The sequence below is a fragment of the Stappia sp. WLB 29 genome, assembly GCF_023507705.1.
Taxonomy (GTDB): domain Bacteria; phylum Pseudomonadota; class Alphaproteobacteria; order Rhizobiales; family Stappiaceae; genus Stappia.
This window is the reverse complement of the sequence record NZ_JALBGD010000005.1, coordinates 140,734-162,129: the sequence shown is the minus strand read 5'-3', so window position 1 is coordinate 162,129 and position 21,396 is coordinate 140,734. Positions and strand designations below refer to the sequence as shown.

18 protein-coding genes are annotated in these 21,396 nt (G+C 67.3%); 7 read left to right on the top strand and 11 right to left on the bottom strand.

The genetic code is table 11. The features are described 5' to 3' along the window. The first annotated feature begins 244 nt into the window (after window positions 1-244). On the top strand, window positions 245-2,110 hold the full coding sequence (locus MNI96_RS11835; RefSeq protein WP_249693350.1) for a bifunctional diguanylate cyclase/phosphodiesterase: 1,866 nt from the start codon (window positions 245-247) through the stop codon (window positions 2,108-2,110). A 15-nt stretch (window positions 2,111-2,125) separates the two neighbouring features. On the opposite strand, the gene nadC is transcribed toward MNI96_RS11835, so the two are convergent. From nadC to nadA, 3 genes are all read right to left on the bottom strand, one after another. Then, a complete protein-coding gene (gene nadC, locus MNI96_RS11830; RefSeq protein WP_249693349.1) occupies window positions 2,126-2,995 on the bottom strand; it encodes a carboxylating nicotinate-nucleotide diphosphorylase in 870 nt (289 codons plus the stop codon). Then, window positions 2,995-4,623 carry an L-aspartate oxidase gene (locus tag MNI96_RS11825; RefSeq protein ID WP_249693348.1) on the bottom strand — a complete coding sequence of 543 codons (1,629 nt, stop codon included), beginning with the start codon at window positions 4,621-4,623 and terminating at the stop codon, window positions 2,995-2,997. The genes nadC and MNI96_RS11825 overlap by 1 nt, the downstream gene beginning before the upstream one ends. Before the next feature lie 126 nt (window positions 4,624-4,749). Then, window positions 4,750-5,835: a quinolinate synthase NadA gene (gene nadA / locus MNI96_RS11820; protein WP_249693347.1), complete on the bottom strand. Its 1,086-nt coding sequence runs from the start codon at window positions 5,833-5,835 to the stop codon at window positions 4,750-4,752. Window positions 5,836-6,265: 430 nt separating this feature from the next. On the opposite strand from nadA, the gene MNI96_RS11815 reads away from it, so the two are divergent. The 4 genes from MNI96_RS11815 to MNI96_RS11800 all read left to right on the top strand — a co-directional run bounded on the left by MNI96_RS11815 (window position 6,266) and on the right by MNI96_RS11800 (window position 10,085). Beyond that, complete coding sequence (locus tag MNI96_RS11815; protein ID WP_249693344.1) at window positions 6,266-7,069, top strand: DUF4394 domain-containing protein; 804 nt, start codon at window positions 6,266-6,268, stop codon at window positions 7,067-7,069. Window positions 7,070-7,329: 260 nt separating this feature from the next. Beyond that, window positions 7,330-7,863: a sigma-70 family RNA polymerase sigma factor gene (locus MNI96_RS11810; protein ID WP_249693342.1), complete on the top strand. Its 534-nt coding sequence runs from the start codon at window positions 7,330-7,332 to the stop codon at window positions 7,861-7,863. Next, window positions 7,860-8,582, top strand: a complete 723-nt coding sequence (locus tag MNI96_RS11805; RefSeq protein ID WP_249693340.1) for an anti-sigma factor — start codon at window positions 7,860-7,862, stop codon at window positions 8,580-8,582. The genes MNI96_RS11810 and MNI96_RS11805 overlap by 4 nt, the downstream gene beginning before the upstream one ends. Window positions 8,583-8,825: 243 nt before the next feature. After that, window positions 8,826-10,085, top strand: coding sequence for an MFS transporter (locus tag MNI96_RS11800; RefSeq protein WP_249693339.1), 1,260 nt, complete (start codon window positions 8,826-8,828; stop codon window positions 10,083-10,085). An 84-nt stretch (window positions 10,086-10,169) separates the two neighbouring features. Here the strand turns inward: MNI96_RS11800 and glyS are convergent, their stop codons facing one another. The 4 genes from glyS to MNI96_RS11780 form a co-directional block, all read right to left on the bottom strand. Then, the gene (gene glyS, locus MNI96_RS11795; protein WP_249693329.1) at window positions 10,170-12,248 is read right to left on the bottom strand and encodes a glycine--tRNA ligase subunit beta; all 2,079 of its coding nucleotides are present in this window, start codon (window positions 12,246-12,248) and stop codon (window positions 10,170-10,172) included. 116 nt (window positions 12,249-12,364) lie between these two features. Then, complete coding sequence (locus MNI96_RS11790) at window positions 12,365-14,308, bottom strand: DUF2207 domain-containing protein (RefSeq protein WP_249693327.1); 1,944 nt, start codon at window positions 14,306-14,308, stop codon at window positions 12,365-12,367. Between the two features lie 17 nt (window positions 14,309-14,325). Then, the gene (locus MNI96_RS11785) at window positions 14,326-14,883 is read right to left on the bottom strand and encodes a LemA family protein (RefSeq protein ID WP_249693325.1); all 558 of its coding nucleotides are present in this window, start codon (window positions 14,881-14,883) and stop codon (window positions 14,326-14,328) included. Window positions 14,884-15,033: 150 nt separating this feature from the next. Then, window positions 15,034-15,966, bottom strand: a complete 933-nt coding sequence (locus tag MNI96_RS11780; RefSeq protein ID WP_502960335.1) for a glycine--tRNA ligase subunit alpha — start codon at window positions 15,964-15,966, stop codon at window positions 15,034-15,036. Window positions 15,967-16,262: 296 nt separating this feature from the next. Between MNI96_RS11780 and MNI96_RS11775 the strand changes: the two genes are divergently transcribed. Then, on the top strand, window positions 16,263-16,661 hold the full coding sequence (locus tag MNI96_RS11775) for a hypothetical protein (RefSeq protein WP_249693321.1): 399 nt from the start codon (window positions 16,263-16,265) through the stop codon (window positions 16,659-16,661). Window positions 16,662-16,730: 69 nt separating this feature from the next. Here the strand turns inward: MNI96_RS11775 and MNI96_RS11770 are convergent, their stop codons facing one another. The 3 genes from MNI96_RS11770 to MNI96_RS11760 form a co-directional block, all read right to left on the bottom strand. Next, window positions 16,731-16,916, bottom strand: coding sequence for a hypothetical protein (locus tag MNI96_RS11770; protein WP_158195151.1), 186 nt, complete (start codon window positions 16,914-16,916; stop codon window positions 16,731-16,733). Window positions 16,917-16,932: 16 nt separating this feature from the next. After that, the gene (locus MNI96_RS11765) at window positions 16,933-17,784 is read right to left on the bottom strand and encodes a S49 family peptidase (protein WP_249693320.1); all 852 of its coding nucleotides are present in this window, start codon (window positions 17,782-17,784) and stop codon (window positions 16,933-16,935) included. A gap of 86 nt (window positions 17,785-17,870) precedes the next feature. After that, window positions 17,871-18,857 (bottom strand): uracil-DNA glycosylase, encoded by a 987-nt coding sequence (locus MNI96_RS11760; RefSeq protein ID WP_502960332.1) that lies wholly within the window; start codon window positions 18,855-18,857, stop codon window positions 17,871-17,873. Window positions 18,858-19,047: 190 nt separating this feature from the next. Here MNI96_RS11760 and MNI96_RS11755 point away from each other — a divergent pair, with 190 nt between their 5' ends. After that, window positions 19,048-20,727, top strand: a complete 1,680-nt coding sequence (locus tag MNI96_RS11755; protein WP_249693312.1) for an electron transfer flavoprotein-ubiquinone oxidoreductase — start codon at window positions 19,048-19,050, stop codon at window positions 20,725-20,727. 36 nt (window positions 20,728-20,763) lie between these two features. Here the strand turns inward: MNI96_RS11755 and MNI96_RS11750 are convergent, their stop codons facing one another. Further along, window positions 20,764-21,321 carry a flavodoxin domain-containing protein gene (locus MNI96_RS11750; RefSeq protein WP_249693310.1) on the bottom strand — a complete coding sequence of 186 codons (558 nt, stop codon included), beginning with the start codon at window positions 21,319-21,321 and terminating at the stop codon, window positions 20,764-20,766. Window positions 21,322-21,396: the final 75 nt, after the last annotated feature.

The following is a 21,396-nucleotide window of genomic DNA, read 5'->3' as shown; positions in this document are numbered from 1 at the left end:
GGGAGAAGACGACTTCATGTTTCTCGTGCATGCACCTGCGCGGCTGGCTCCGCGACTGGCTGCAGTCATACCGTCATCCTTTTCGGGCAAGCTCCGCAAATATCTGGCCGAATCGGCACACCCTCCGGCGCCGGCCGCGCCCAGGGGACGTCTGCTTGCATGTGCGTTCCCCTCCCCGCCCGTCGACGCGATCGAGGACGATGCAGCCGAATCCCATCCGGAAGAGCGAGCAGAGGCATCGGGAATGAGCGAAACTTCCGATCGGATCGCAGCCGCCTGGCGGAGCGCACAGAACCTGCCGCTGTTCATGACGCAGGCGGAAGCTGCGCTCGACTATGCGTTCCAGCCGATCGTCGACATCCATTCCGGCGAGGTCTACGGCTATGAGGCGCTGCTCAGAGAGGTGGAGAAGCTCGGCTTCCGCGCACCGCGCGACGTCTTCGACCACGCACACGGCATCGGCTGCCTTGCGGAACTTGAGACCCTGCTGCGGCGAAAGGCCATCGCCAAGTTCTCGCGCATGAAAGCCGCCGAGAAGACCAAGCTCTTTCTCAACATCGATGCCAGGAACCTGACAGCCACCGACGACATGCTGGACACCACGGTCACTGCGGTAACGGCACACGGGCTGTCGCCCTGGAACATCTGCCTCGAAATTCCGGAGATTCACGAACGCCTTGCCCAGGACGACCTGCGCAACCTGGTCGGCAGGGCACGCGACCGCGGCTTCGGCATCGCGCTCGACGATTTCGGGCAGGGCTATTCGCAGCTTCGCGTGCTCTACCAGTACGAACCCGGCATCCTGAAGATCGACCGCTTCTTCATCACCGCCCTGCAGAACGATGCGCGCAAGCGCCTCTTCGTGTCGAGCGTCGTCGAACTGGCGCATGTGCTCGGCATCCGGGTGGTCGCAGAAGGCGTGGAGACCCCGTCCGAGCTGCGCGCCTGCCGGGACGTGGGCTGCGATCTCGTCCAGGGCTATGTGGTCGCGCGCCCCTTCACCGATCTCGGCGAGGCGCGGCCGAGCTACCCGGTCCCGACCGACCGCCCGCTGCGCTCGGACATGCGCAAGGTCGCCGAGCGGGATTTCCTGGAGCGGGAGATGGTCAAGCTCGCCGCCATCAGCGAGACGAAGAGCGTTGCCCATGCGCTCGAGATCTTCCAGGCCAATCCGCACCAGTCCATCCTGCCCGTCCTCAACGCGGCCGGCGAGCCGCGCGGCCTGATCCGCGAGGCAGACCTGAAGAGCTTCCTCTATCTCTCCTTCGGGCGGGATCTGCTGCTCAACCCGACACTCGACAATCACCTGCAGCGCTTCGTGCGCCCTTGCGTGGTGGCCGACATCAATGCGCCGCTGGACCGGCTCGTCGAGCTCGGAACGGAGGATTTCTCCGACGGTTTACTGGTGACGCGTGACGGCCGTTATGCGGGATGCCTTCTGGCCGGGTCGCTGCTCAAGATCTCCAACGAGGTCCGCCTGCAGATCGCCCAGGACCAGAACCCGCTGACCAAGCTGCCGGGCAATTCGGCCATCGCCGACCACGTGACACGGGCCTGCGCCGAGCCTTCCCGCGACCGGGCCTTCTGCTATATCGACTTCGACAATTTCAAGCCGTTCAACGATGCCTACGGCTTCCGCATCGGCGACCGGGCGCTGATCCTCTTCGCGGAGCTGATGAAGCGCCGGCTCGACACGCTGCGCGCCTTTGTCGGCCATATCGGCGGCGACGACTATTTCGTGGGTCTGGAAGAATGGACGCCGGACCGGGCCGGCCGGCTGATGGCCGAGCTTCGCGATGAGTTCGCCCGCAATGTCGAGAGCCTCTACAGCCCGGAGCACCGGCGCCAGGGCTATATCCTGGCCGAGGATCGCAAGGGCCGGATGCAGACCTATCCGCTGCTGTCCTGCTCCATCGCGATCCTGCATATCCCGACCGGGCTGTCGATCGAGAACCTGGACCTTTTGAGCAACCACATCGCCCGCCTCAAGCAGCGCGCCAAGGCGGAGCCCGGCGGCGTGGCGGTCGCGACATTCGGGGCCGACGGCGAGGACCGCAGCGCGGTCGACGAGTTGCACAAGACCGCCGAGCGGCTTCGGGAAGCGCTATAATCCCGGAGCGCTGCTTCAGCCGATCTCGATGTCGAGGCCGAGGTCCAGCACCGGCGCGGAATGGGTGATCCAACCGACGGAAATCAGGTCGACACCGGTTTCCGCAATGGCGGCCACGGTCTCCAGGCTGACGCCGCCCGACGCCTCCAGCACCACCCGGCCGCCGGCGATAGCGACCGCCTCGCGCAGGCGGTCCGGCTGCATGTTGTCGAGCATGATCACGTCCGGCCGCGCCTCCAGCGCATCGCGCAGCTGGTCGAGCGTGTCGACCTCCACCTCGATGCGCACGAGATGGCCGGCGAAGCGCCGCGAGGCCTCGATGGCCTGCCACACGCCGCCGGCGACCGCGATGTGATTGTCCTTGATCAGGATCGCGTCATCCAGGCCGAAGCGGTGGTTGGCGCCGCCGCCGCAGCGCACGGCGTATTTCTCGAAGGCCCTGAGGCCCGGCGTCGTCTTGCGGGTGCAGACGATGCGCGCCTTCGTGTGGGCGATACGGTCGGCGAAGGCGGCCGTCGCCGTGGCGATGCCCGACAGGTGGCCGAGATAATTGAGCGCCACCCGCTCGGCCGACAGCATGCCGCGGGCCGGTCCCGATACCCGCATGACGACATCGCCGGGTTCCAGCCGGTCGCCGTCGCGCGCCAGAGTCTCGATGCCGATGGCCGGGTCGCTCAGACGGAATGCGGTCGCTGCCAGATCGAGCCCCGACAGGCGTCCGGGGCGGCGGGCTGCGATCACGGCGCGCGCGCCGATCTCCGGCGACAGCGTCGCCTGGGCCGTGATGTCGCCCGCCCGGCCCCAGTCTTCCAGCAGCGCGGCACGGACCGCGTCCTCGACCATCAGCGCCGGGAGCACCGGCAGGTTGGTTCCAGCGCTCGTCATCATGCGTCTCCGACGGCCGGCAGGGCTTCGACGGCCCGGCGGCCGATCTCGCTGTCCGCCGCCTCGCGCACCACCGCGGCAATGTCCTTCGCCGTGAGATAGGTACGGCGGGCGAAGGCAGGATCTTCCTTCGGATAGTCGGCGCGGGAATGGCCGCCCCGGCTTTCGCGACGCAGCAGTGCGGCCGCGGCCACCGCCTTGCCGGCCGTCATCATGTTACGGATCGAGCGACGCTTGCAGCGTTCCTCCAGCGCGTCGATCACGGCGAGCGCCGCCGTCAGGCCTTCGGCCGTGCGCACAACGCCGACGCCATCGGCCATGGTCCGCCGCAGCAAGCTGATCGCCTCGCGCTCCACCTCGTTGCGTCGGCTCGGCTCCTGGATGCGATCGTCCATGCCCGGCCAGTGGGCCGTGCGCGGATTGGGCATCTGGTTCTGGATGTCCTCGGCGACGCGCGCGGCAAAGACCACCGTCTCCAGCAGGGAGTTGGACGCCAGGCGGTTGGCGCCATGGGCCCCCGTCGAGGCGACCTCGCCGGCAGCCCACAGATTGTCCAGCGAGGTGCGGCCGTTGGCGTCGGTCAGCACACCGCCCATGTGGTAGTGCTCGGCCGGCGCCACCGGGATCGGCTGGCGCACCGGGTCGATGCCGGCCTCCATGCAGGCGGCGTAGACGGTCGGGAACTTCTCGGGGAAGCTCTCCCCCAGCGCCTCGCGGCAATCGAGGAACGCCCCGCGCCCGGCAAGGTTCTCGGCAAAGACCGCCCGGGCGACAACGTCGCGCGGCGCCAGTTCCTTCAGCGGGTCGATCGCCTCCATGAAGCGGCGACCGTCGGCATTGATCAGCGTCGCACCCTCGCCGCGCAGCGCCTCGGAGGCGAGCGGAGCCGGATCGCGGCCGACATTGAGGGCGGTCGGGTGAAACTGGACGAACTCGGTATCGGCGACCACGGCGCCGGCAGCGAGCGCCATGGCAAGGCCCTGGCCGTTGGCTTCCGGCGGGTTCGTCGTCACCGCATAGAGATGGCCGATGCCGCCGGAGGCGAGCACCACCGCATGGGCCGGGAAGGCCAGGCGCTCGCGGTCGCCGCGCCGACGGGCGAGCACGCCGGTGACGATCCGCCCCTCATGCAGCAGTTCCTCGCCCAGATACCCCTCGACCACACGGATCGACGGCGTGTTGCGCACCGCCGCAACCAGCGCGTCCATGATCGCGCGGCCGGCCATGTCGCCGCGCACGCGCACGATGCGGTTCATCGAATGCGCCGCCTCGCGCGACAGCTGCAGCCGCCCCTCCAGGTCCATGTCGAAGGGAACACCGTAGCCGAGCAGGTCGCGGACGCGCTCGCCCGCCTCCTCGGTCATCAGGCGGACGATCTTTTCCTCGCACAGCCCGCCGCCGACGGCGATCGTGTCGGCGGCATGGGCGGCCGCGCTGTCCTCGTCGGAGACGGCCGCGGCGATGCCGCCCTGCGCCCAGGCGGACGACGCTCCCTCGCCGATGGGAGAGGCGGAGAGAATCGTCACCGGCCGCGGCGCCAGCTTCAGCGCGCAGAACAGGCCGGTCAGGCCGCCGCCGAGAATGACGACATCATCGATATGGGAAGTCACGGGACGTGGCGACGTCATGAGTTTCGTCCGGAAGGCCGGCGGCCGGGCGGCAGCCGGAGGAACGACGGTCGGGGCGGGCCGCCACGCGGCGATGCCGGACGCAAAGCGCGCCCGGCATTGGCTGTGTTGCCGTTGGATGGACGATCAGCTCTTGAGGTTGATCATCCGCTCGACCGCACTGCGCGCCCGTGCGGCGACATGCGGATCGACCGTCACCTCATCCCGCATTTCCAGCAGGCAGTCCAGGATCTTGGACAGCGTGATGCGCTTCATGTGCGGGCACAGGTTGCACGGACGGACATAGTCCACACCCGGCGTCTCCGAGGCAATGTTGTCGGCCATCGAGCACTCGGTGACCAGCATCACCTTCTCCGGTCGATTGGTCTTGACCCAGTCGATCATGCCGGCGGTGGAGCCGGTGAAGTCGGCCTCGTCGACCACTTCCGGCGGGCATTCCGGGTGGGCGATGATCTTCACGCTCGGCTCGATCTCGCGATACTCGCGCAGTTCGGCTGCGGTGAAGCGCTCATGCACCTCGCAGGCGCCGGCCCAGGTCAGGATCTCGACATCCGTCTGCCGGGCGACGTTGGCCGCCAGGTACTGGTCGGGGATCAGCAGCACGCGCGGCGCGCCGAGGCTCTCCACCACCTGCACGGCATTGGCCGAGGTGCAGCAGATGTCGCACTCGGCCTTCACGTCGGCCGAGGTGTTCACATAGGTGACGATCGGCACGCCCGGATGCTTTTCGCGCAAGGCGCGCACATCGGCCGCGGTGATCGACTCGGCCAGCGAGCAGCCGGCCTTCATGTCGGGGATCAAGACCGTCTTGTCCGGATTGAGGATCTTCGCCGTCTCGGCCATGAAGTGGACGCCGCACTGGACGATCACATCCGCGTCGGTCTTCGCCGCTTCCTTCGCCAGCGCCAGGCTGTCGCCGACGATATCGGAGACACCGTGGAAGATCTCCGGCGTCATGTAGTTGTGGGCGAGGATGACGGCGTTCCGCTCCTTCTTGAGGCGGTTGATCTCGTGGATCACGGGCGCCAGCACCGGCCACTCGATCTCCGGGATCAGGTGGCGGACCTTCTCGTAGATCGGCGCGGTCGCCTCGGCGACTTCCCGAGTGTAGGCGAGATGAGGACGCGGCAGCATCGAATAGCCGCTGGCCCGTGCGGGTGCGGCGGTCGAGCATCCGGCATTGCTGCCGATATCGAGTGCGATGGTGGCCATGACGACCTCCCTGACTTCATCCGGGCCTCAAGCTCGCGCAGGACCCGACCTCTACCGAACAAGACGACCGCAGTGACGAGGCCTTTCGGCCGATTTGGTCGTTTTGCTCATTTTGAGCATAAACTGTCGTTTAAAAAACGCGGCCCTAGCCGACGCTTATGCTCCTATGGGGCATATATAGGCACCTGCGCTCACCTTTGCCAATGCGTTTGTTGGTCCTGACCCGGCTTTTCGTAGGACAAATATAAAATCTCCTGTCAAATCATAGCACTAGCCTCTAAGCCCTGCGTCAATCCGCCTCGCATCCGGCGCTGCCTCCCTGCCGACCGCATTTTTTTTCGCGTCCCCTGCATCCAAACGGCCCCTTGGGAGAGTCACGGGAGTGCAGGTTGCGGATCGGCCGCAGCCCATGGATACGAGGACAGTTCAAGTGACCAGGACGACCTTCGCTCTCGCGACCACCGCTCTCATCGCCCTCGCCACGGCGGCTCATGCTGCGGACAACGACGGCCTCACCGCCATCGCCCTTTCGGGCGACAAGACCCTTCACAAGATCGACGCCTCCACCGCCACCGTCACCGCCACCATGGATGCCGAGGGCGTCGACCGCCTGCTCGGCATCGACCTGCGGCCGGCCAACGGCCAGCTGATCGGCGTGACCGAGACGTTCCAGATCGTCGAGATCGATCCGGAGACCGGCGCCACCTCGGTGATTTCCACCATGGACAAGGAACTGCCCGTCGCCGAGGGCGGCGCCGTGATCGTCGACTTCAACCCGGCGGCCGACAAGCTGCGCTTCATGTCCGGCACGACCAACCACCGCGTCGACATCGAGAGCGGTGCCGTGACCGTCGACGGCAGCCTCGCCTTCGACAAGGGCGACATGCATGCCGGCGAGGCACCGGCCATCGTCGCGGCGGCCTATACCAACTCCTTCGGCAAGCCCGAGAAGACGGCGATGTACGACATCGACAGCACCATCGTCGCGCTGATCCGCCAGACCTCCCCGAATGACGGCACGTTGGCGGCCGTCGGCAAGCTCGGCATCGAAGGGTCCGACACCTATGCCTTCGACATCGCCACCGACGAGGCCGGCGCCAACACCGCCTGGCTCGTGTCCGGCGGCGGACTGCACACCGTGTCGCTCGAGGACGGCAAGATCACCTGGAGTTGGCCGCTGAAGGGCGCCGAGGGCGTCACCGTGCGCGACATCACCTTCATGACCGCGAAGTAAGCCAAGACGGCCGTTGGGGGTCGGCACCGCCGGGTGCCGGCCCCGTCCCTCGGGCCCTCCCGCGCTGCCCATGCCGGTGCACAGCCATGGCATCCTTTACCGTGCCACAAGCTGCCGCCGCGGCAGCAAGACAGCAGGATGTTCGGAATTTCCTTTGCCAATCGATTGTAAAACCTCCACCATCGGCTGCGACTGCATGGCGAGCCGCAGCCCCTCCTCCCGGGCCGGCCGACACTGACCGGCGGAAGAAGAGCGGGACCTTGATCGACCACAGCGCCCTTGTCGCAGCCTGCGCCGCCGGCGACCGCGTCGCGTTGAAGACCCTGATGGACCACGAAGGCAAGCGGATGCTCGGCGTCGCGCTGCGCATGCTGCGCCGCCGCGACCTTGCCGAGGATGCGGTGCAGGAAAGCTTCGTCGCGCTCTGGCGCAACGCCGGCCAGTTCGATCCCGAACGCGGCAGCGCCACGGGCTGGATCTACACGATCCTGCGCAACCGCTGCCTCACCCTGCTGCGCCAGGGCGAGCGCGACGCACAGCATGGCGACATGGAAACTTTCGACGAGGCGGCGGACGAGAGCGTGCTGGAAGACGCCTATCACCGGCTGGATGCCAACAGCGACCTCCGCCGCTGCCTCTCGGCACTGGAGCCCAGCAAGCGCATGGCGATCCTCGCCTCCTACGTGCTCGGCTACAGCCACGGCGAGATTTCCGGGCGCATGAAGGCGCCGCTCGGCTCGGTGAAGGCGTGGTTGAGGCGCGGCCTCACGCAGCTGCGGGAGTGCCTGTCATGACGCAGCGCCCGCTCGACGAACGCATCGACGAGGTCGTGCTCGGCCTTGCCAGCGAGGCGGAACAGGCCGAGATCGAGGCGCTTGCCGCTGCCGATCCTGTGGTCGCCGCAAGGCTGGAGCGCGCCCGCGCCCGCTTCGGCGAGTTGGATGCGACCGCCGAAGAGGTTCCTCTGCCGGAGGAACTGTGGACTCGTGTCGCCGCCCGCCTCGATGAGGTGCCGGCCGAGGCCTCCGAGCCGGCCGGCAATGTCGTTCCGCTTGCTGCGAAGGAACGCAGCGACAAACCCGCCGACAGCCGCTGGCGCCTCGCCGCGCTGGGAAGCCTTGCCGCTTCGCTGGTACTGGCCCTCGCGCTCGGCTGGTCGCTGCTCACCATGCCGCAGCCGACGGTGGTCGCCGTGCTGCTGGATGCCGGCGGCAAGCCGGTCGCCCTCGTGGAAGGCGCGGCCGACAACACCACCTGGATCACCCTGCTGGACGGTGCCGCTGTCCCGCAAGGCCAGGTCATGCAGGTCTGGACCAAGCCGACCGAGGAAGGCCCGCCGGTCTCGCTCGGCCTGCTGCCCGATGGAACGGGCACGCGACTCACCGTCGAGGGGCTGCCGCCGCCCCGCCGCGACCAGCTCTACGAGATCACCTTCGAGCCGGAGGGCGGCTCGCCGACCAACCTGCCGACCGGCCCGATCCACGGCAAGGGCCTCGCCCAGCAGCCGATCTGAGCACCGGGACCGGCATGAGCCGTCCGCACATTCATCAGGGATGTGAAAGCGAAACATGAATTTGTTTCGCTTTTTCACCGATGCGCGATCGCGCATACTCGGGCCAACCGGCCTCGCCAGTTTCGTGCCGCCCGCTAGGGCGCGCGTCAGGCAGACCTCCTCAGCATGCCGGCAGGCGGCAGCAACGCTCTTTCGCCGAGCGGCGCCTTCCCCCGACCTGCCGCAGTGACAGGACCCTACGACGTGACCACTTCCGCGACCCGCGCGCCGACCTCCGGCTCTCCCCTTCCCAAGGCCTCCCCCAACCTGCCGCTGATCATCGTCTGCGGCTGCCTGATCGCCCTGCTCAGCTTCGGCCCGCGCTCCGCGCTCGGCCTGTTCCTCGCCCCGATGACCGAGGCGCGCGACTGGTCGCGCGAGATCTTCGCCCTTGCGCTGGCCATCCAGAACCTCGTCTGGGGCGCGGCGCAGCCGATCGCCGGCATGGTCTCCGACCGTTTCGGCACGGCGCGCACGCTCGCCTTCGGCGGCATCGTCTACACGCTCGGCCTCCTGCTGATGGCCCAGGCGGAAAGCCCCTTGCTGCTGCATGTCGCCGGCGGCGTGATGATCGGCCTCGGCGTCGCCTTCTCGTCCTTCTCGCTGGTGCTCGCCGCCTTCGGGCGCGCCGTCACGCCGGAGCGCCGCTCCCTCGCCTTCGGCATCGGCACGGCGGCCGGCTCCTTCGGCCAGTTCCTGTTCGCCCCGCTCAGCCAGGGCCTCATCGACGGGCTCGGCTGGCACGACAGCCTCTATGTGCTGGCCGGCCTGATGCTGCTGATCCCATTCCTGGCGGTCGCACTGAAGGGCAAGCCCGCCGCCTACGTGCCGGGCTCGGCCATTGCCGACCAGAAGCTCACCGAAGCGATTTCCGAGGCGTTCCGCACCCGCGGCTTCATCCTGCTGACCTTCGGCTTCTTCGTCTGCGGCTTCCATGTCGCCTTCATCACCGTGCACCTGCCGCCCTATATCGCCGATCTCGGCCTCGATCCGAAATGGGGCGCCATCGCCATCGCGCTGATCGGCCTGTGCAACGTGTTCGGGGCGCTTGCCGCGGGCTATATCGGCGGGCGCTGGTCGAAGCCCTATTTCCTGTCGCTGATCTATCTCGGCCGCGCCATTGCAATCACCCTCTTCCTGATGGCGCCGGCAACGCCGCTGAGCGTGCTGATCTTCGCCGGCACGATGGGCTTCCTGTGGCTCTCCACGGTGCCGCCGACCTCCGGCCTCGTCGCGGTGATGTTCGGCCCGCGCTACATGGCGACGCTGTTCGGCTTCGTGTTCTTCTCGCACCAGATCGGCTCGTTCCTCGGCGTCTGGCTCGGCGGCCGGCTCTACGACCAGACCGGCTCCTACGACGTGATCTGGTATATCGGCATCGCGCTCGGCCTCTTTGCCGCGGTCGTGCACTGGCCGATCAAGGAAGAGCCGGTCGCCCGGCTGGCCGGCGCACCGGCGCAGTAAACCAGGCGGGACCGCCACGACACACGAAAAGGGCGCGGGACCTGCCGGTTCCGCGCCCTTTTTCTTTGTCCTGCAGCCGGCGTCCTAGCCGGCGATCTTCGAGAAGTCGGCCACCTCGCGGGTCGCCTCGCGGATCTCGGCGAGCAGCCGCAGGCGGTTGAGGCGCAGGTCCGCATCTTCCGCATTGACCAGGATGTCGTCGAAGAACTTATCCACCGGCGCGCGCAGGCCCGCCAGCGCCGTCATCGCGCCGGCGAAGTCCTCGCGAGACAGCGCGTCGCGGATCTGCGAGCGCGCCGTATCGATGGCTGCCGCCAGGGCGATCTCCGCCGGCTCGGCCAGGTGATCGGCGTGCGGCGCGCCGGAAATCGCCGCGCCGTCCTTCTTTTCCTCGGCGCGCAGGATGTTGGCCGCACGCTTGGTGCCGGCCAGAAGGTTCGCCCCGTCCTCGGTCGCCAGGAACGCGCCCAGGGCCTCGACCCGGCGCACCACCATCAACAGGTCGTCCTGCCCCTCCAGCGCGAAGACCGCGTCGATCAGGTCGTGACGGGCACCCTGCTCGCGCAGATGCACTTTCAGACGATCGGCGAAGAAGGAGAGGAGGTCCTGGCGCAGCTCGCCGCCGGTCTCCCTCATCGCGGCATTGGCGCTGGCAAGCGACGCGGAGAGGCGCAGCCGCAGCCCGTTCTCCAGCACGATGCGGATCACGCCGAGTGCGGCGCGGCGCAGGGCGAAGGGGTCCTTGGAGCCGGTCGGCTTCTCGTCGATGGCCCAGAAGCCGGTCAAGAGGTCGAGCTTGTCGGCGAGCGCCACCGCGACGGAGACCGGATCGGTCGGCACTTCATCGGACGGGCCTTGCGGCTTGTAGTGCTCCTCGATGGCGCGGGCGACGGAGGCGTCCTCGCCCTGCAGCTCCGCATAGGTGCGACCCATCTGGCCCTGCAGCTCGGGGAATTCGTAGACCATCTGCGTCGGCAGGTCGGCCTTGGCAAGGCGCGCGGCCCGCGCGGCCTTTTCCACATCGGCCCCGACCAGCGGGGCGATCTCGCGCGCCAGCGCCTCGAGCCGGTTCACCCGCGCGCCCTGCGTGCCGAGCTTTTCGTGGAAGACGACGCTGTCGAGCTTCGGCAGCCGGCTTTCCAGCGGCGCCTTGAGGTCGGTTTCCCAGAAGAAGCGGGCATCGGACAGGCGGGCGCGGATCACCTTTTCGTTGCCGGCGATGATCGTCGCGCCGCCGTCGGAGGCGACGATGTTGGACACGGCGACGAAGCGGTTGGACAGGCGGCCCGTTGCCGGATCGCGCATCACGAAGCACTTCTGGTTGGCGCGGATGGTCAGGCGGATGACCTCGTCGGGCAGTTCCAGGAACGCCTCGTCGAAGCTGCCGACCAGTACGACCGGCCATTCCACCAGGCCGGCGACTTCCTCGAGCAGGCCCTCGTCCTCGACCAGTTCCAGGCCCAGCGCCATGGCGCGGTTACGCGCATCATTGACGATGATGTCCTTGCGCCGGTCGGCGTCGAGCACGACCTTCGCCTTCTCCAGCTTGTCGGCATAGTCCTCCAGCCGCCGCACCTCGAAGGCATCCGGCGCCAGGAAGCGGTGGCCGCGCGTCGTGTTGGACGAGACGATGCCGTCGATCTCGAAGGGCACCACTTCCGGCTCCTCGGTCTCGGGCCCGAAGGTCGCGACGATGGAGTGGAGCGGGCGCACCCAGCGCAGCTGTCCGCCGCCCCAGCGCATCGACTTCGGCCAGGGGAAGCCGCGGACGATGCCCGGCATCACCTCGGCGACGATGTCCGGCGTCGAGCGGCCGGGCTTCTCGATCACCGCGACGTAGAAGTCGCCCTTCTTCGGGTCGGAGACGACCTGCGCCTCGTCGATGGAGGCAAGCCCCGCACCGCGCAGGAAGCCTTCCAGCGCCTTTTCCGGCGATCCGACGCGCGGGCCCTTGCGCTCCTCGCGGGTCGGCTTCGAACCGGCCGTCAGCCCGGCGATATGCAGCGCCAGCCGCCGCGGGGTGGAAAACGCCTTCGCGCCCTCATAGGTGACGCCCGCCTCGACCAGCGCATTGGTCACCAGCGACTTCAGGTCCTCTGCAGCACGGCGCTGCATGCGGGCGGGAATTTCCTCGCTGAAAAGCTCCAGAAGAAGATCGGGCATCGGGAGGTCTCGAATGGTTGGGCAGCCGGGCAGCCGGCGACCGTGACTGTTGCGCGTCCGTTAGCAAGAGCGGGGGAAAAAGTCACCCCCGCGCGTGCTGTCGGGGCTGTACCGGCCTACCAGCCGCCGCCGCCGCCGCCACCGCCGCCACCGCCGGAAAAGCCGCCCCCGCCCCCGCCGGAGCTCGACGACTTAGGCGCAGGCAACGAGGAGGAGAACGTACCGGACATGGCCTCGACGCTCTTGCCGAGCGTGCCGGAGATGTTGTGCGCGTCGAAGCTGCGACCCGAATACCAGCCCGGCGCATAGGAGGCGGCCACCGCAGCGCCGGCTGCCGTCAGCAACCAGGCCTCGAAGGCCTTCGACCAGGGCTTTTCCACATCGAGCGCGACCGCGTAGGGCAGCAGGGTCTCGAAATGCGAGGGGCTCATCTGCGGGGCGCCCTGCATGTTCATCCGGTCCTTCTCGGCGACCTGAAGATACATCTTCAGGCCCTCGATCTCGTCCATCGTGCTGCGGCCGAGCGCAGTCGGGGCGCCGATCAGGAAGAAGAACAGAAAGTTCACCGCCAGCAACCCGATGGCGATGAGCGCGAGCGGAGGAATCTCCCCCTGCAGCTGCAGCAGCACCGCCGATGCCGTGACGTGTCCCAGCGTGACGAACGAGAAGACGACGAGAACGAACACGATGCGCAGCGCCATCCTGCCGGGGCGGCGGATCGCCTTGCCGATCTGCACCGCGAACATCACCACGACGAAGGTGACCATGAAGATCGGGATCATGATCGCGATCTGCTCCTCGCTGAGATTGCCGAAGGCGAGCAGCGCGAAAATCGTCAGAATGGACAGCGCGACACCGGGCACCAGATAGAACCGGTTGGCCTTGTAGTAACGGTTGCGGTTCTCGCCTTCGATGGCGCCGCGGAAGGTGTTGCCGAGCTTCTGGACCGAGGTGCCGTTGGCCTTGGACACGGTGAAGCTGCCGTCGCGATTGTCGAGCCAGTTGGCGATCGCCTTCTCGCCCTTGGGCAGCCCGGCATAGTTGCCGCGCGTTCCGTCCGGGCGGATCATCGTCAGGTCGCCGGCGAGGTCGTCCAGCACCAGCTTGCCCTTGACCGCAAGGCTGAGGCAGGCGGCGGAGAGCGCGCGCCAGCCGCCATCGCCGAAGCCCTTGCGCGCGATATAGTTGGACAGGGCCGGCGAGATGCCGTCCGGCCCCTCGAAGCGCGGAAAGATCACGCCCTTGGGCGGGTCGCGCCCGACCGACCACCAGGCCCAAAGGTAGTAGGCCAGGACGAGCGCAAGGCCGATGCCGCCGAGGATCTCGCCCAGATGGTCCTGCAGGAAATAACCGAGTTCCTGGTCGGCCGTCGGCTCCGTGACGACGCCCTTCGGCATTTCGGCGACGACGGTCAGCCCCTCGCGCGGCCCCAGCGGCCGGGTCGTGGCGAACAGGACGCTGCGCCCGCCGCCCTCGAGCCTCGACGTGTAGTCCTGGCCGGACGCGCCATAAGGGCCGGTATAGGCCGCGTGGGCGGCGACGCTCGCCCCGTCCGGCAGAACGATGCGCGCCGTCGCCCGGTCTATCGGAAAGTCCCACTCGTTGCCGGTGGCGTTCCAGTAGACCTCGTCATGGGTCTCGAAGAACCGTACCTGCCGGTCGGTCCGGTAGACGATGGTGTAGGTGTAGGTGCCCGGCTGCAGGAACGTGTCCTCGCGGCCGATATAGATGCGCACGCCGCTGCCGCCGCGATTGACCGAATAGCCGTCTTCCTCGCCGTCCCGCTCCACCGAGACGAGATCGAAGCCGGCGCGTGCCTTGCGGCCGCTTTCCGTCTCGAAGACCAGCGGGATGTCGCGAAAGATGCCGCGGCGGATCTGGTTGCCCTCGGCGCGCACGCGAATCGTTTCGGTGACGGTCAGCTCGCCGTTGCTCGCCACCTCGATGGTCGAATTGAAGGCGAGGATGCGCTCGTCGGCATGTGCCGCCGCCGGTGCGAACACCAGCAGGCCCGCGGCGAGAAAGGCGCAAAACGCGATCAGGACGGCAGGGACGCGCATGGCAGGACCGCTCCTCTTCAGAAGCTGACCTTGGGCACAGCCCGGTCGGCCGGGTCCTCGATCTCGAAATACTCCTCCTGGGTGAAGCCGAAGCGGCCGGCCACCAGGTTGGACGGAAAGCTCTCGACCACGACGTTGAGTGCACGCACCGCACCATTGTAGTAGCGCCGCGCCATCTGCAACGCGTCCTCGACGCTTTCCAGCGACGACTGAAGTTCGCGGAAATTGGCGCTGGCCTTGAGGTCCGGATAGGCCTCGGCGACCGCAAAGAGCTTGCCGAGAGCCTGGGACAGCATGCCTTCCGCCTGTGCCCGGCCGGCAACATCGTTCCGGTCGACACCCGCCGCCCGCGCCCGCATCTCGGTGACCGCCTCCAGCGCTGCGCGCTCGTGCGTGGCGTAGCCCTTCACAGCCTCGACGAGGTTGGGAATGAGATCCGACCGACGCTTGAGCTGGACATCGATGCCGCTCCAGCCTTCCCGCACCATCTGCCGCTTCCGCACCAGATCATTGTAGATATAGACGAGGTAGAGGCCGATCAGGACGATCAGTCCGAGCACGATCCAGGTGGCCATAAGGCGAAACCCTTTCCAGTCACGATTATGCGCGTAACGCTACTGCAAGCAGGCTGCAGTGGAAACCGTGACGGAGCAGGGAGATGTGATGCAGGTCACCGGGCAGGCGAATGCCGACCGGAAAGCCTTGCCAACCTCACCCGGACCGCATCACTCGGCGGCGTAGCCGACCCCGCCGGCTTCCGTCTCCAGGAATGCGGCGCCGCAGGCCTTCGCCAGTTCGCGTACGCGCAGGATGTAGCTCTGTCGCTCGGTCACCGAAATGACGCCGCGCGCATCCAGCAGGTTGAACGCGTGGCTCGCCTTGATGCACTGGTCGTAGGCCGGCAGCACCACCTGGTGAACCTTCGCGCCCGCAGCCTCGCGCGCCTTGGCGCCGGCGTCGAGCAGGCGGCGGCATTCCTCCTCCGCGTCGCGGAAGTGGCGGAACAGCATCTCGGTGTCGGCATGCTCGAAGTTGTGGCGGGAATATTCCTGCTCGGCCTGCAGGAACACGTCGCCATAGGTCACCTTCTCGGCGCCCTCGCGGCCGTTGTAGTTGAGGTCGTAGACGTTATCGACGCCCTGGATGTACATGGCCAGGCGCTCCAGGCCGTAAGTCAGCTCGCCCGAGACCGGCGCGCATTCGAAGCCCGCGACCTGCTGAAAGTAAGTGAACTGCGACACTTCCATGCCGTCGCACCAGCACTCCCAGCCGAGTCCCCAGGCGCCCAGGGTCGGGCTTTCCCAGTCGTCCTCGACGAAGCGCACGTCGTGCAGGGCGGGATCGAGGCCGATGGCATAGAGAGAGCGCAGGTAGAGATCCTGCAGGTTCTCCGGCGACGGCTTCATGATCACCTGGAACTGGTAGTAGTGCTGCAGCCGGTTCGGGTTCTCGCCGTAGCGTCCGTCGGTCGGCCGGCGCGAGGGCTGCACATAGGCCGCCTTCCAGGGGCGCGGGCCGAGCGAGCGCAGGGTCGTCGCCGGATGGAACGTGCCGGCGCCCACTTCCATGTCGTAGGGCTGCAGGACAACGCAACCCTGATCGGCCCAGAACCTCTGAAGCGTCAGGATCAACCCCTGGAAGGAGTTTTCGGGCCGCATGTGCGCAGGCACCGTCTCGCTCGTCATCTGCGTCGTCCTTGAATGCAAGAATGGGTGACCCGGCAGGGCCCGGGCGAGAGGTGCCATCAACACCCGGTGACGTCAAGGCATGGCCTCTTCGCAAGGCCCGATCCGTCCGTCGCCGGATCGCGGAAAACTGTGCCGAGGATCACAGCACCGGAACTCACCTTACGTCATTGTGAAATTGCGATGACGAAAAGAGGAGCGAGACAAATCCCGCGCCATCGAGGACCGGACGCCGGGGATGGTCCCCGGCCCGAAACTCGGAGGATCGAATGATGTTCAAATTTCGCACTTTTGCATTGGCAGGCGTCACCACCATGGCTCTTGCCTTGACCGCAGCGGGCCACAGCGCCCATGCCAACAACGCCAATGGCGGCCAGGGTGCTGACCGCGGCCAGTCGAGCGGCACCGATTCGTCGGGTGGCCGCGTGTGGAGCCACAAGGGGGCCGCCGATGGCGTTATCCTTTGCGCCACCCGCGAGTGCATGGACTCCCGCGCAGCCGCGACCCTGACACATGTGCCGAACAATCCGAACAGACGTCCGCGCCGGCATCGCCCGGCGAAGAGCGAGACTTGCGACACAGTGCGCTACGTCTATCCGAACGGCACGGTCGTCGTGCAGTCTATGTGTCCGCGTGCGGTGATGGGAACGATCTCCACTCACCGTTAAGCCGAACATTGCCTCGGCGCCGCGAGCCTCTCGCGGCGCCCGGCGGCAATGGCGAGCGAAATCCGAAAGTCAGTCCTTGGGGCGGTAGCGTCCCGTCTCCGGGTCCTGCTCCAGCTTCTTCACCGGCAGCTCGCCGGTCGCCCGCCGTGCCGCCTCGGAAACTCGCCGCTCGACGCGCGACATCTCCCGCCTCACTGCCCGTATCAGCAGATAGCCGCCAATGGCGAGGCCTGCCGCCGCGATCACGTTGACCATGCCGTCCTCCCGATCCTCACAGTCCGTAGCGGGCCCAGAGCGCACGCTGCTCCAGCGCTCCGATCGCCTCGTCCGCCCAGCCTTGCGTCAGGCCGGCACCGATCTCCACCCCCACGCCCTGGCGGCGTGCGAACAGCGAACGCGGCCCGCCGACCAGGCGCATTCTCACCTTGTCGCCGAAGCGCTCGCGCAACGTCGAGCGAATATCGCCGATCCGGTCGATCAGGCCAAGATCGCGCGACGTGGTCCCGGTCCAAAACAGACCCGAGAACAGGTCGGGCGCATCGGACAGGACGTCGCCGCGGCGACGGCGCACCAGGGCGATGAAGCTTTCGTGCACCTCCTGCTGCAACGCTTTGAGGTGCAGCACGTCCTCCTCTCGCTCCGGGCGGAACGGATCGAGGATCGCCTTGCTCTCCCCGGCCGTATGCACCCGGCGCTCGATGCCGAGCTTCGAAATCGCCTCAGAGAAGCCGAAGCCGGCGGAAACCACGCCGATGGAGCCGACGATGGAGTTCTCGTCGGCGACGATTTCGTCGCCGGCAAGCGCCAGCATGTAGCCGCCCGATGCCGCCACATCCTCCACGAAGACGAGAACGTCCTTCTTCTTCTCGCCCGCGAGTTGGCGGATGCGGTCGTGGATCAGCCGCGACTGGACCGGCGAGCCGCCGGGCGAGTTGACGATCAGCGCCACCGCCGGCCCGTCGAAGGAGAAGGCCTTGTCGAGCAGCGGCGCGACGGTGGCCAGCGACAGGCCGGGCCGCAGAGGCGAGGCCATCCCGATCGTTCCTTGAAGACGCACCACCGGGACGGTGGCCGGGACATCGCCCCATTTTCCGGGAAGGCGCTTGCGAAGGCTGTCGAACAAGGGGTGTCCTCGGGCTCGAAGTGGTCTGACTGAAATACCTGTGTCTTCGGCATATAGGTCTGCGATGCGGCGATAAAAGAGCCGTCTCAGCCGCCCGAAGCCTCGTCCAGCGCCGCCTTGATGGCCAGGAAGTCGCGCCAGGCATAGCGCTTCTGCACCGGGCTGCGCAGCAGGTAGGCCGGGTGGAGCGTCGCCATCGCGCGGATGGTCGCCCCTTGCGCGGCCGGCCCCAGCGGCAGCTCCAGCCAGCGCCCGCGCAGCCGCAGGATGCCGTCCTGCACGCCGGTCAGCGCCTTGGCCGAAGCCCCGCCCAGGAACACCAGCACCTTCGGCCGCACCAGCTCGATCTGGCGCAGCACGAAGGGCTTGCAGATCTCGGTTTCCTGCGGGCTCGGGGTGCGATTGCCCGGCGGGCGCCACGGCACGACATTGGTGATGTAGACCTCGCCGCGCGCCAGGCCGATGGCCTCCAGCATCCGGTCGAGAAGCTGCCCCGAGCGGCCGACGAAGGGCAACCCGCGCGCGTCCTCCTCCCGGCCCGGCGCCTCGCCGACGAACATGACCTTCGCATCCGCCGGTCCGTCGGCGAAGACGAGCGACTTGGCGGTAAGCTTCAGGTTGCAGCCGTCGAAGCGGGTCAGTACCTCGCGCAGCTCGTCCAGGGTCGCTGCCGTGCGGGCGGCCTCGCGGGCGGCAACCACCACCTCGTCGCCCGGCACGACCGCCGCACCGCCCGCCATCGCAGCTTGTGCAGGAGAAGGCGACGCCTGCATCGGCGGGGCAGATCTCGGTTGCTGAGAGTGGGGCGGCATCTGCCGTGCCGGCGCGGCAGGTGCCGCAGATTGCAATCCGGCCGGCGCCATGCGCGTGGCTTGCGCCTGTGCGGCCGGGCGCGGCGCCTCGGACAGGGCGAAGGCATCAGCCGGGTCCAGCTCCAGCCAGCCGTCGGCGCCGGCAGAGATGTAGAAATCGAGCAGCGCCTCGATCGCCGAAGACACCTTGCGCTCGCCCTCGAGCTGCGTCGCGGACGGACGCTCGTCTGGCATCTGGTCGGTCGGGTCTGCGGGTTCCATGGAGCTGTTGTGCCGCATCGCCGGGGCAAGCGCAATTGCCCCGACCTTGACGTCCGGCAAAGGGTTTCGAATATTACTCTTACGTAAACGTCATATAACTGCCATCGGTTTATCGACATTGCGGCCTCTTTCGCGCTGCACTAAACAGAAACCCTTAGACCGAGGCACGCGGCACGAGAGGGAGAGAGGCATGAGCGACACGGAGACGCTTGGCGAACGCGAAAGCATGGAGTTCGACGTCGTCATCGTCGGGGCGGGACCGGCGGGGCTGTCGGCGGCCATCAGGCTCAAGCAGATCGCCGAGGAGAAGGGCGAGGATCTCTCCGTCGTCGTGCTGGAAAAAGGCTCCGAGGTCGGCGCCCACATCCTGTCGGGCGCGGTGGTGGATCCCATCGGCGTCGACAAGCTGCTGCCGGGCTGGCGCGAGGAGGCGGACACACCGTTCAAGACGCCGGTGACCGCCGACCACTTCCTGGTGCTGGGGCCTGCAGGCTCCATGCGGCTGCCGAACATCATGATGCCGTCCCTGATGAACAATCACGGCAACTACATCGTCTCGCTCGGCAATGTCTGCCGCTGGCTGGCCGAAAAGGCCGAGGCGCTCGGCGTCGAGATCTATCCCGGCTTTGCCGCCGCCGAAGTGCTCTACGACGACGCCGGCGCCGTGGTCGGTGTCGCCACCGGCGACATGGGCATCGGCCGCGACGGCAAGCCCAACGCCAATTTCACCCGCGGCATGGAGCTGCGCGGCAAGTATGTGCTCATCGCCGAGGGCGTGCGCGGATCGCTCGCCAAGGAGCTCATCGCCCGCTTCGATCTCGATGCGAAGTCCGACGTGCCGAAGTTCGGCATTGGCATCAAGGAGCTGTGGCAGGTCGACCCGTCGAAGCACCGCCCGGGCCTCGTGCAGCACAGCTTCGGCTGGCCGCTCGACAACCGGACCGGCGGCGGCTCGTTCCTCTATCACCTGGAGGACAACCAGGTCGCGGTCGGCTTCGTCGTCCACCTCAACTACAAGAACCCCTACCTCGCCCCGTTCGAGGAGTTCCAGCGGTTCAAGACCCATCCGGCGATCCGCGAGACCTTCGAGGGCGGCAAGCGCATCTCCTATGGCGCCCGCGCCATCACGGAGGGCGGCTTCCAGTCGGTGCCCAAGCTCTCCTTCCCCGGCGGCCTGCTGATCGGCTGCTCCGCCGGCTTCGTCAACGTGCCGCGCATCAAGGGCTCGCACAACGCCATGCTGTCCGGCATGCTGGCGGCGGAGGAAGTCATGGCCGCGCTCGGCCGCGGCGAGGCGAATGCCGAGCTTGCGGGCTACGACACGGCCTGGCGCGAAAGCGAGATCGGCAAGGACCTGAAGAAGGTCCGCAACGTCAAGCCGCTGCTGTCGCGCTACGGCACGCTGCTCGGCACCGTGCTCGGCGGCCTCGACATGTGGACGAACGAGCTCTTCGGCTTCTCCTTCTTCGGCACCGTCTCGCACGGCAAGCGGGATTCGGAGAGCCTGGAGCCGGCCGCCAAGCACAGCCCCATCGCCTATCCCAAGCCGGACGGGAAGGTGTCCTTCGACAAGCTCTCCTCGGTGTTCCTGTCGAACACCAACCACGAGGAAGACCAGCCGATCCACCTGAAGGTGAAGGACATGGCGCTGCAGAAGGCATCCGAGCACGATGTCTATGCCGGCCCATCGAACCGCTATTGCCCGGCCGGCGTCTACGAGTGGATCGAGGAAGGCGAGGACGCCCCGCGCTTCCAGATCAACGCGCAGAACTGCGTGCACTGCAAGACCTGCGACATCAAGGACCCGAACCAGAACATCACCTGGACGGTGCCGGAAGGCGCAGGCGGCCCGAACTACCCGAACATGTAAGCCCGCTCGAGACCTGGCGCAGGCAGGGGGACGCCGTCAGGCGAACTCCTCGCCCGCCGCAAGCACCTCCTCGACGAACCCGTCGACGAACCGCTCCAGCGCCGGCCAGTCGGTGAATTCCATGTCGCCGGACGGGTCCATCTCCACGCCCTTCTGCCTCAGGATGCGGTGGATCACCCAGCGCTTGAAGAAGCCCAGTCGCCCGTCGTGAACGGCGCCGGCCGCCAGGTGGAGATGCGACGGCTCCCAGTCGAGTTCGTCGAACATCGCTTCCGCCGCCTCGCGGGCATTGGCGATATCCTGCGCATCAGTGGAAGAGGCCGACAGGCTGACGGAGATGAAGGCGGTCTGCACCCGCTCCAGCCGCGTCCGCTGCCGGCGGATGAAGTCGAGCATTTCGGGCTGGTGGCGGCCGACATGCAGCGAGGCGGCAAGCACCGCCGCATCGAAGGACCCCAACTCCAGCGTGGCGGCGGCCCTGGCATCGACCAGCGTCACGCTATGGCCAGCGGCCTTGAGCCGGCCGGCCACCTTCTCCGAGATCTTGCGTGTCTGTCCCTCTGTCGTGGCATAGACCACGAGGAAGTGTGCCATTCCGTCCATCCTGCCGTGCCGCGTCCGGCCTTGCAGGTTGCATCAGGCGGACGAAGCTTTCATGACGGAACTCAA

Bases quoted from the DNA above. Each gene is read 5' to 3' on its own strand.
- MNI96_RS11835 (WP_249693350.1), top strand. From the start codon at position 245: ATGAGCGAAACTTCCGATCGGATCGCAGCCGCCTGGCGGAGCGCACAG.
- nadC (WP_249693349.1), bottom strand. From the start codon at position 2,995: ATGACGAGCGCTGGAACCAACCTGCCGGTGCTCCCGGCGCTGATGGTC.
- MNI96_RS11825 (WP_249693348.1), bottom strand. From the start codon at position 4,623: ATGACGTCGCCACGTCCCGTGACTTCCCATATCGATGATGTCGTCATT.
- nadA (WP_249693347.1), bottom strand. From the start codon at position 5,835: ATGGCCACCATCGCACTCGATATCGGCAGCAATGCCGGATGCTCGACC.
- MNI96_RS11805 (WP_249693340.1), top strand. From the start codon at position 7,860: ATGACGCAGCGCCCGCTCGACGAACGCATCGACGAGGTCGTGCTCGGC.
- glyS (WP_249693329.1), bottom strand. From the start codon at position 12,248: ATGCCCGATCTTCTTCTGGAGCTTTTCAGCGAGGAAATTCCCGCCCGC.
- MNI96_RS11790 (WP_249693327.1), bottom strand. From the start codon at position 14,308: ATGCGCGTCCCTGCCGTCCTGATCGCGTTTTGCGCCTTTCTCGCCGCG.
- MNI96_RS11785 (WP_249693325.1), bottom strand. From the start codon at position 14,883: ATGGCCACCTGGATCGTGCTCGGACTGATCGTCCTGATCGGCCTCTAC.
- MNI96_RS11780 (WP_502960335.1), bottom strand. From the start codon at position 15,966: ATGCGGCCCGAAAACTCCTTCCAGGGGTTGATCCTGACGCTTCAGAGG.
- MNI96_RS11775 (WP_249693321.1), top strand. From the start codon at position 16,263: ATGATGTTCAAATTTCGCACTTTTGCATTGGCAGGCGTCACCACCATG.
- MNI96_RS11770 (WP_158195151.1), bottom strand. From the start codon at position 16,916: ATGGTCAACGTGATCGCGGCGGCAGGCCTCGCCATTGGCGGCTATCTG.
- MNI96_RS11760 (WP_502960332.1), bottom strand. From the start codon at position 18,857: ATGGAACCCGCAGACCCGACCGACCAGATGCCAGACGAGCGTCCGTCC.
- MNI96_RS11755 (WP_249693312.1), top strand. From the start codon at position 19,048: ATGAGCGACACGGAGACGCTTGGCGAACGCGAAAGCATGGAGTTCGAC.
- MNI96_RS11750 (WP_249693310.1), bottom strand. From the start codon at position 21,321: ATGGCACACTTCCTCGTGGTCTATGCCACGACAGAGGGACAGACACGC.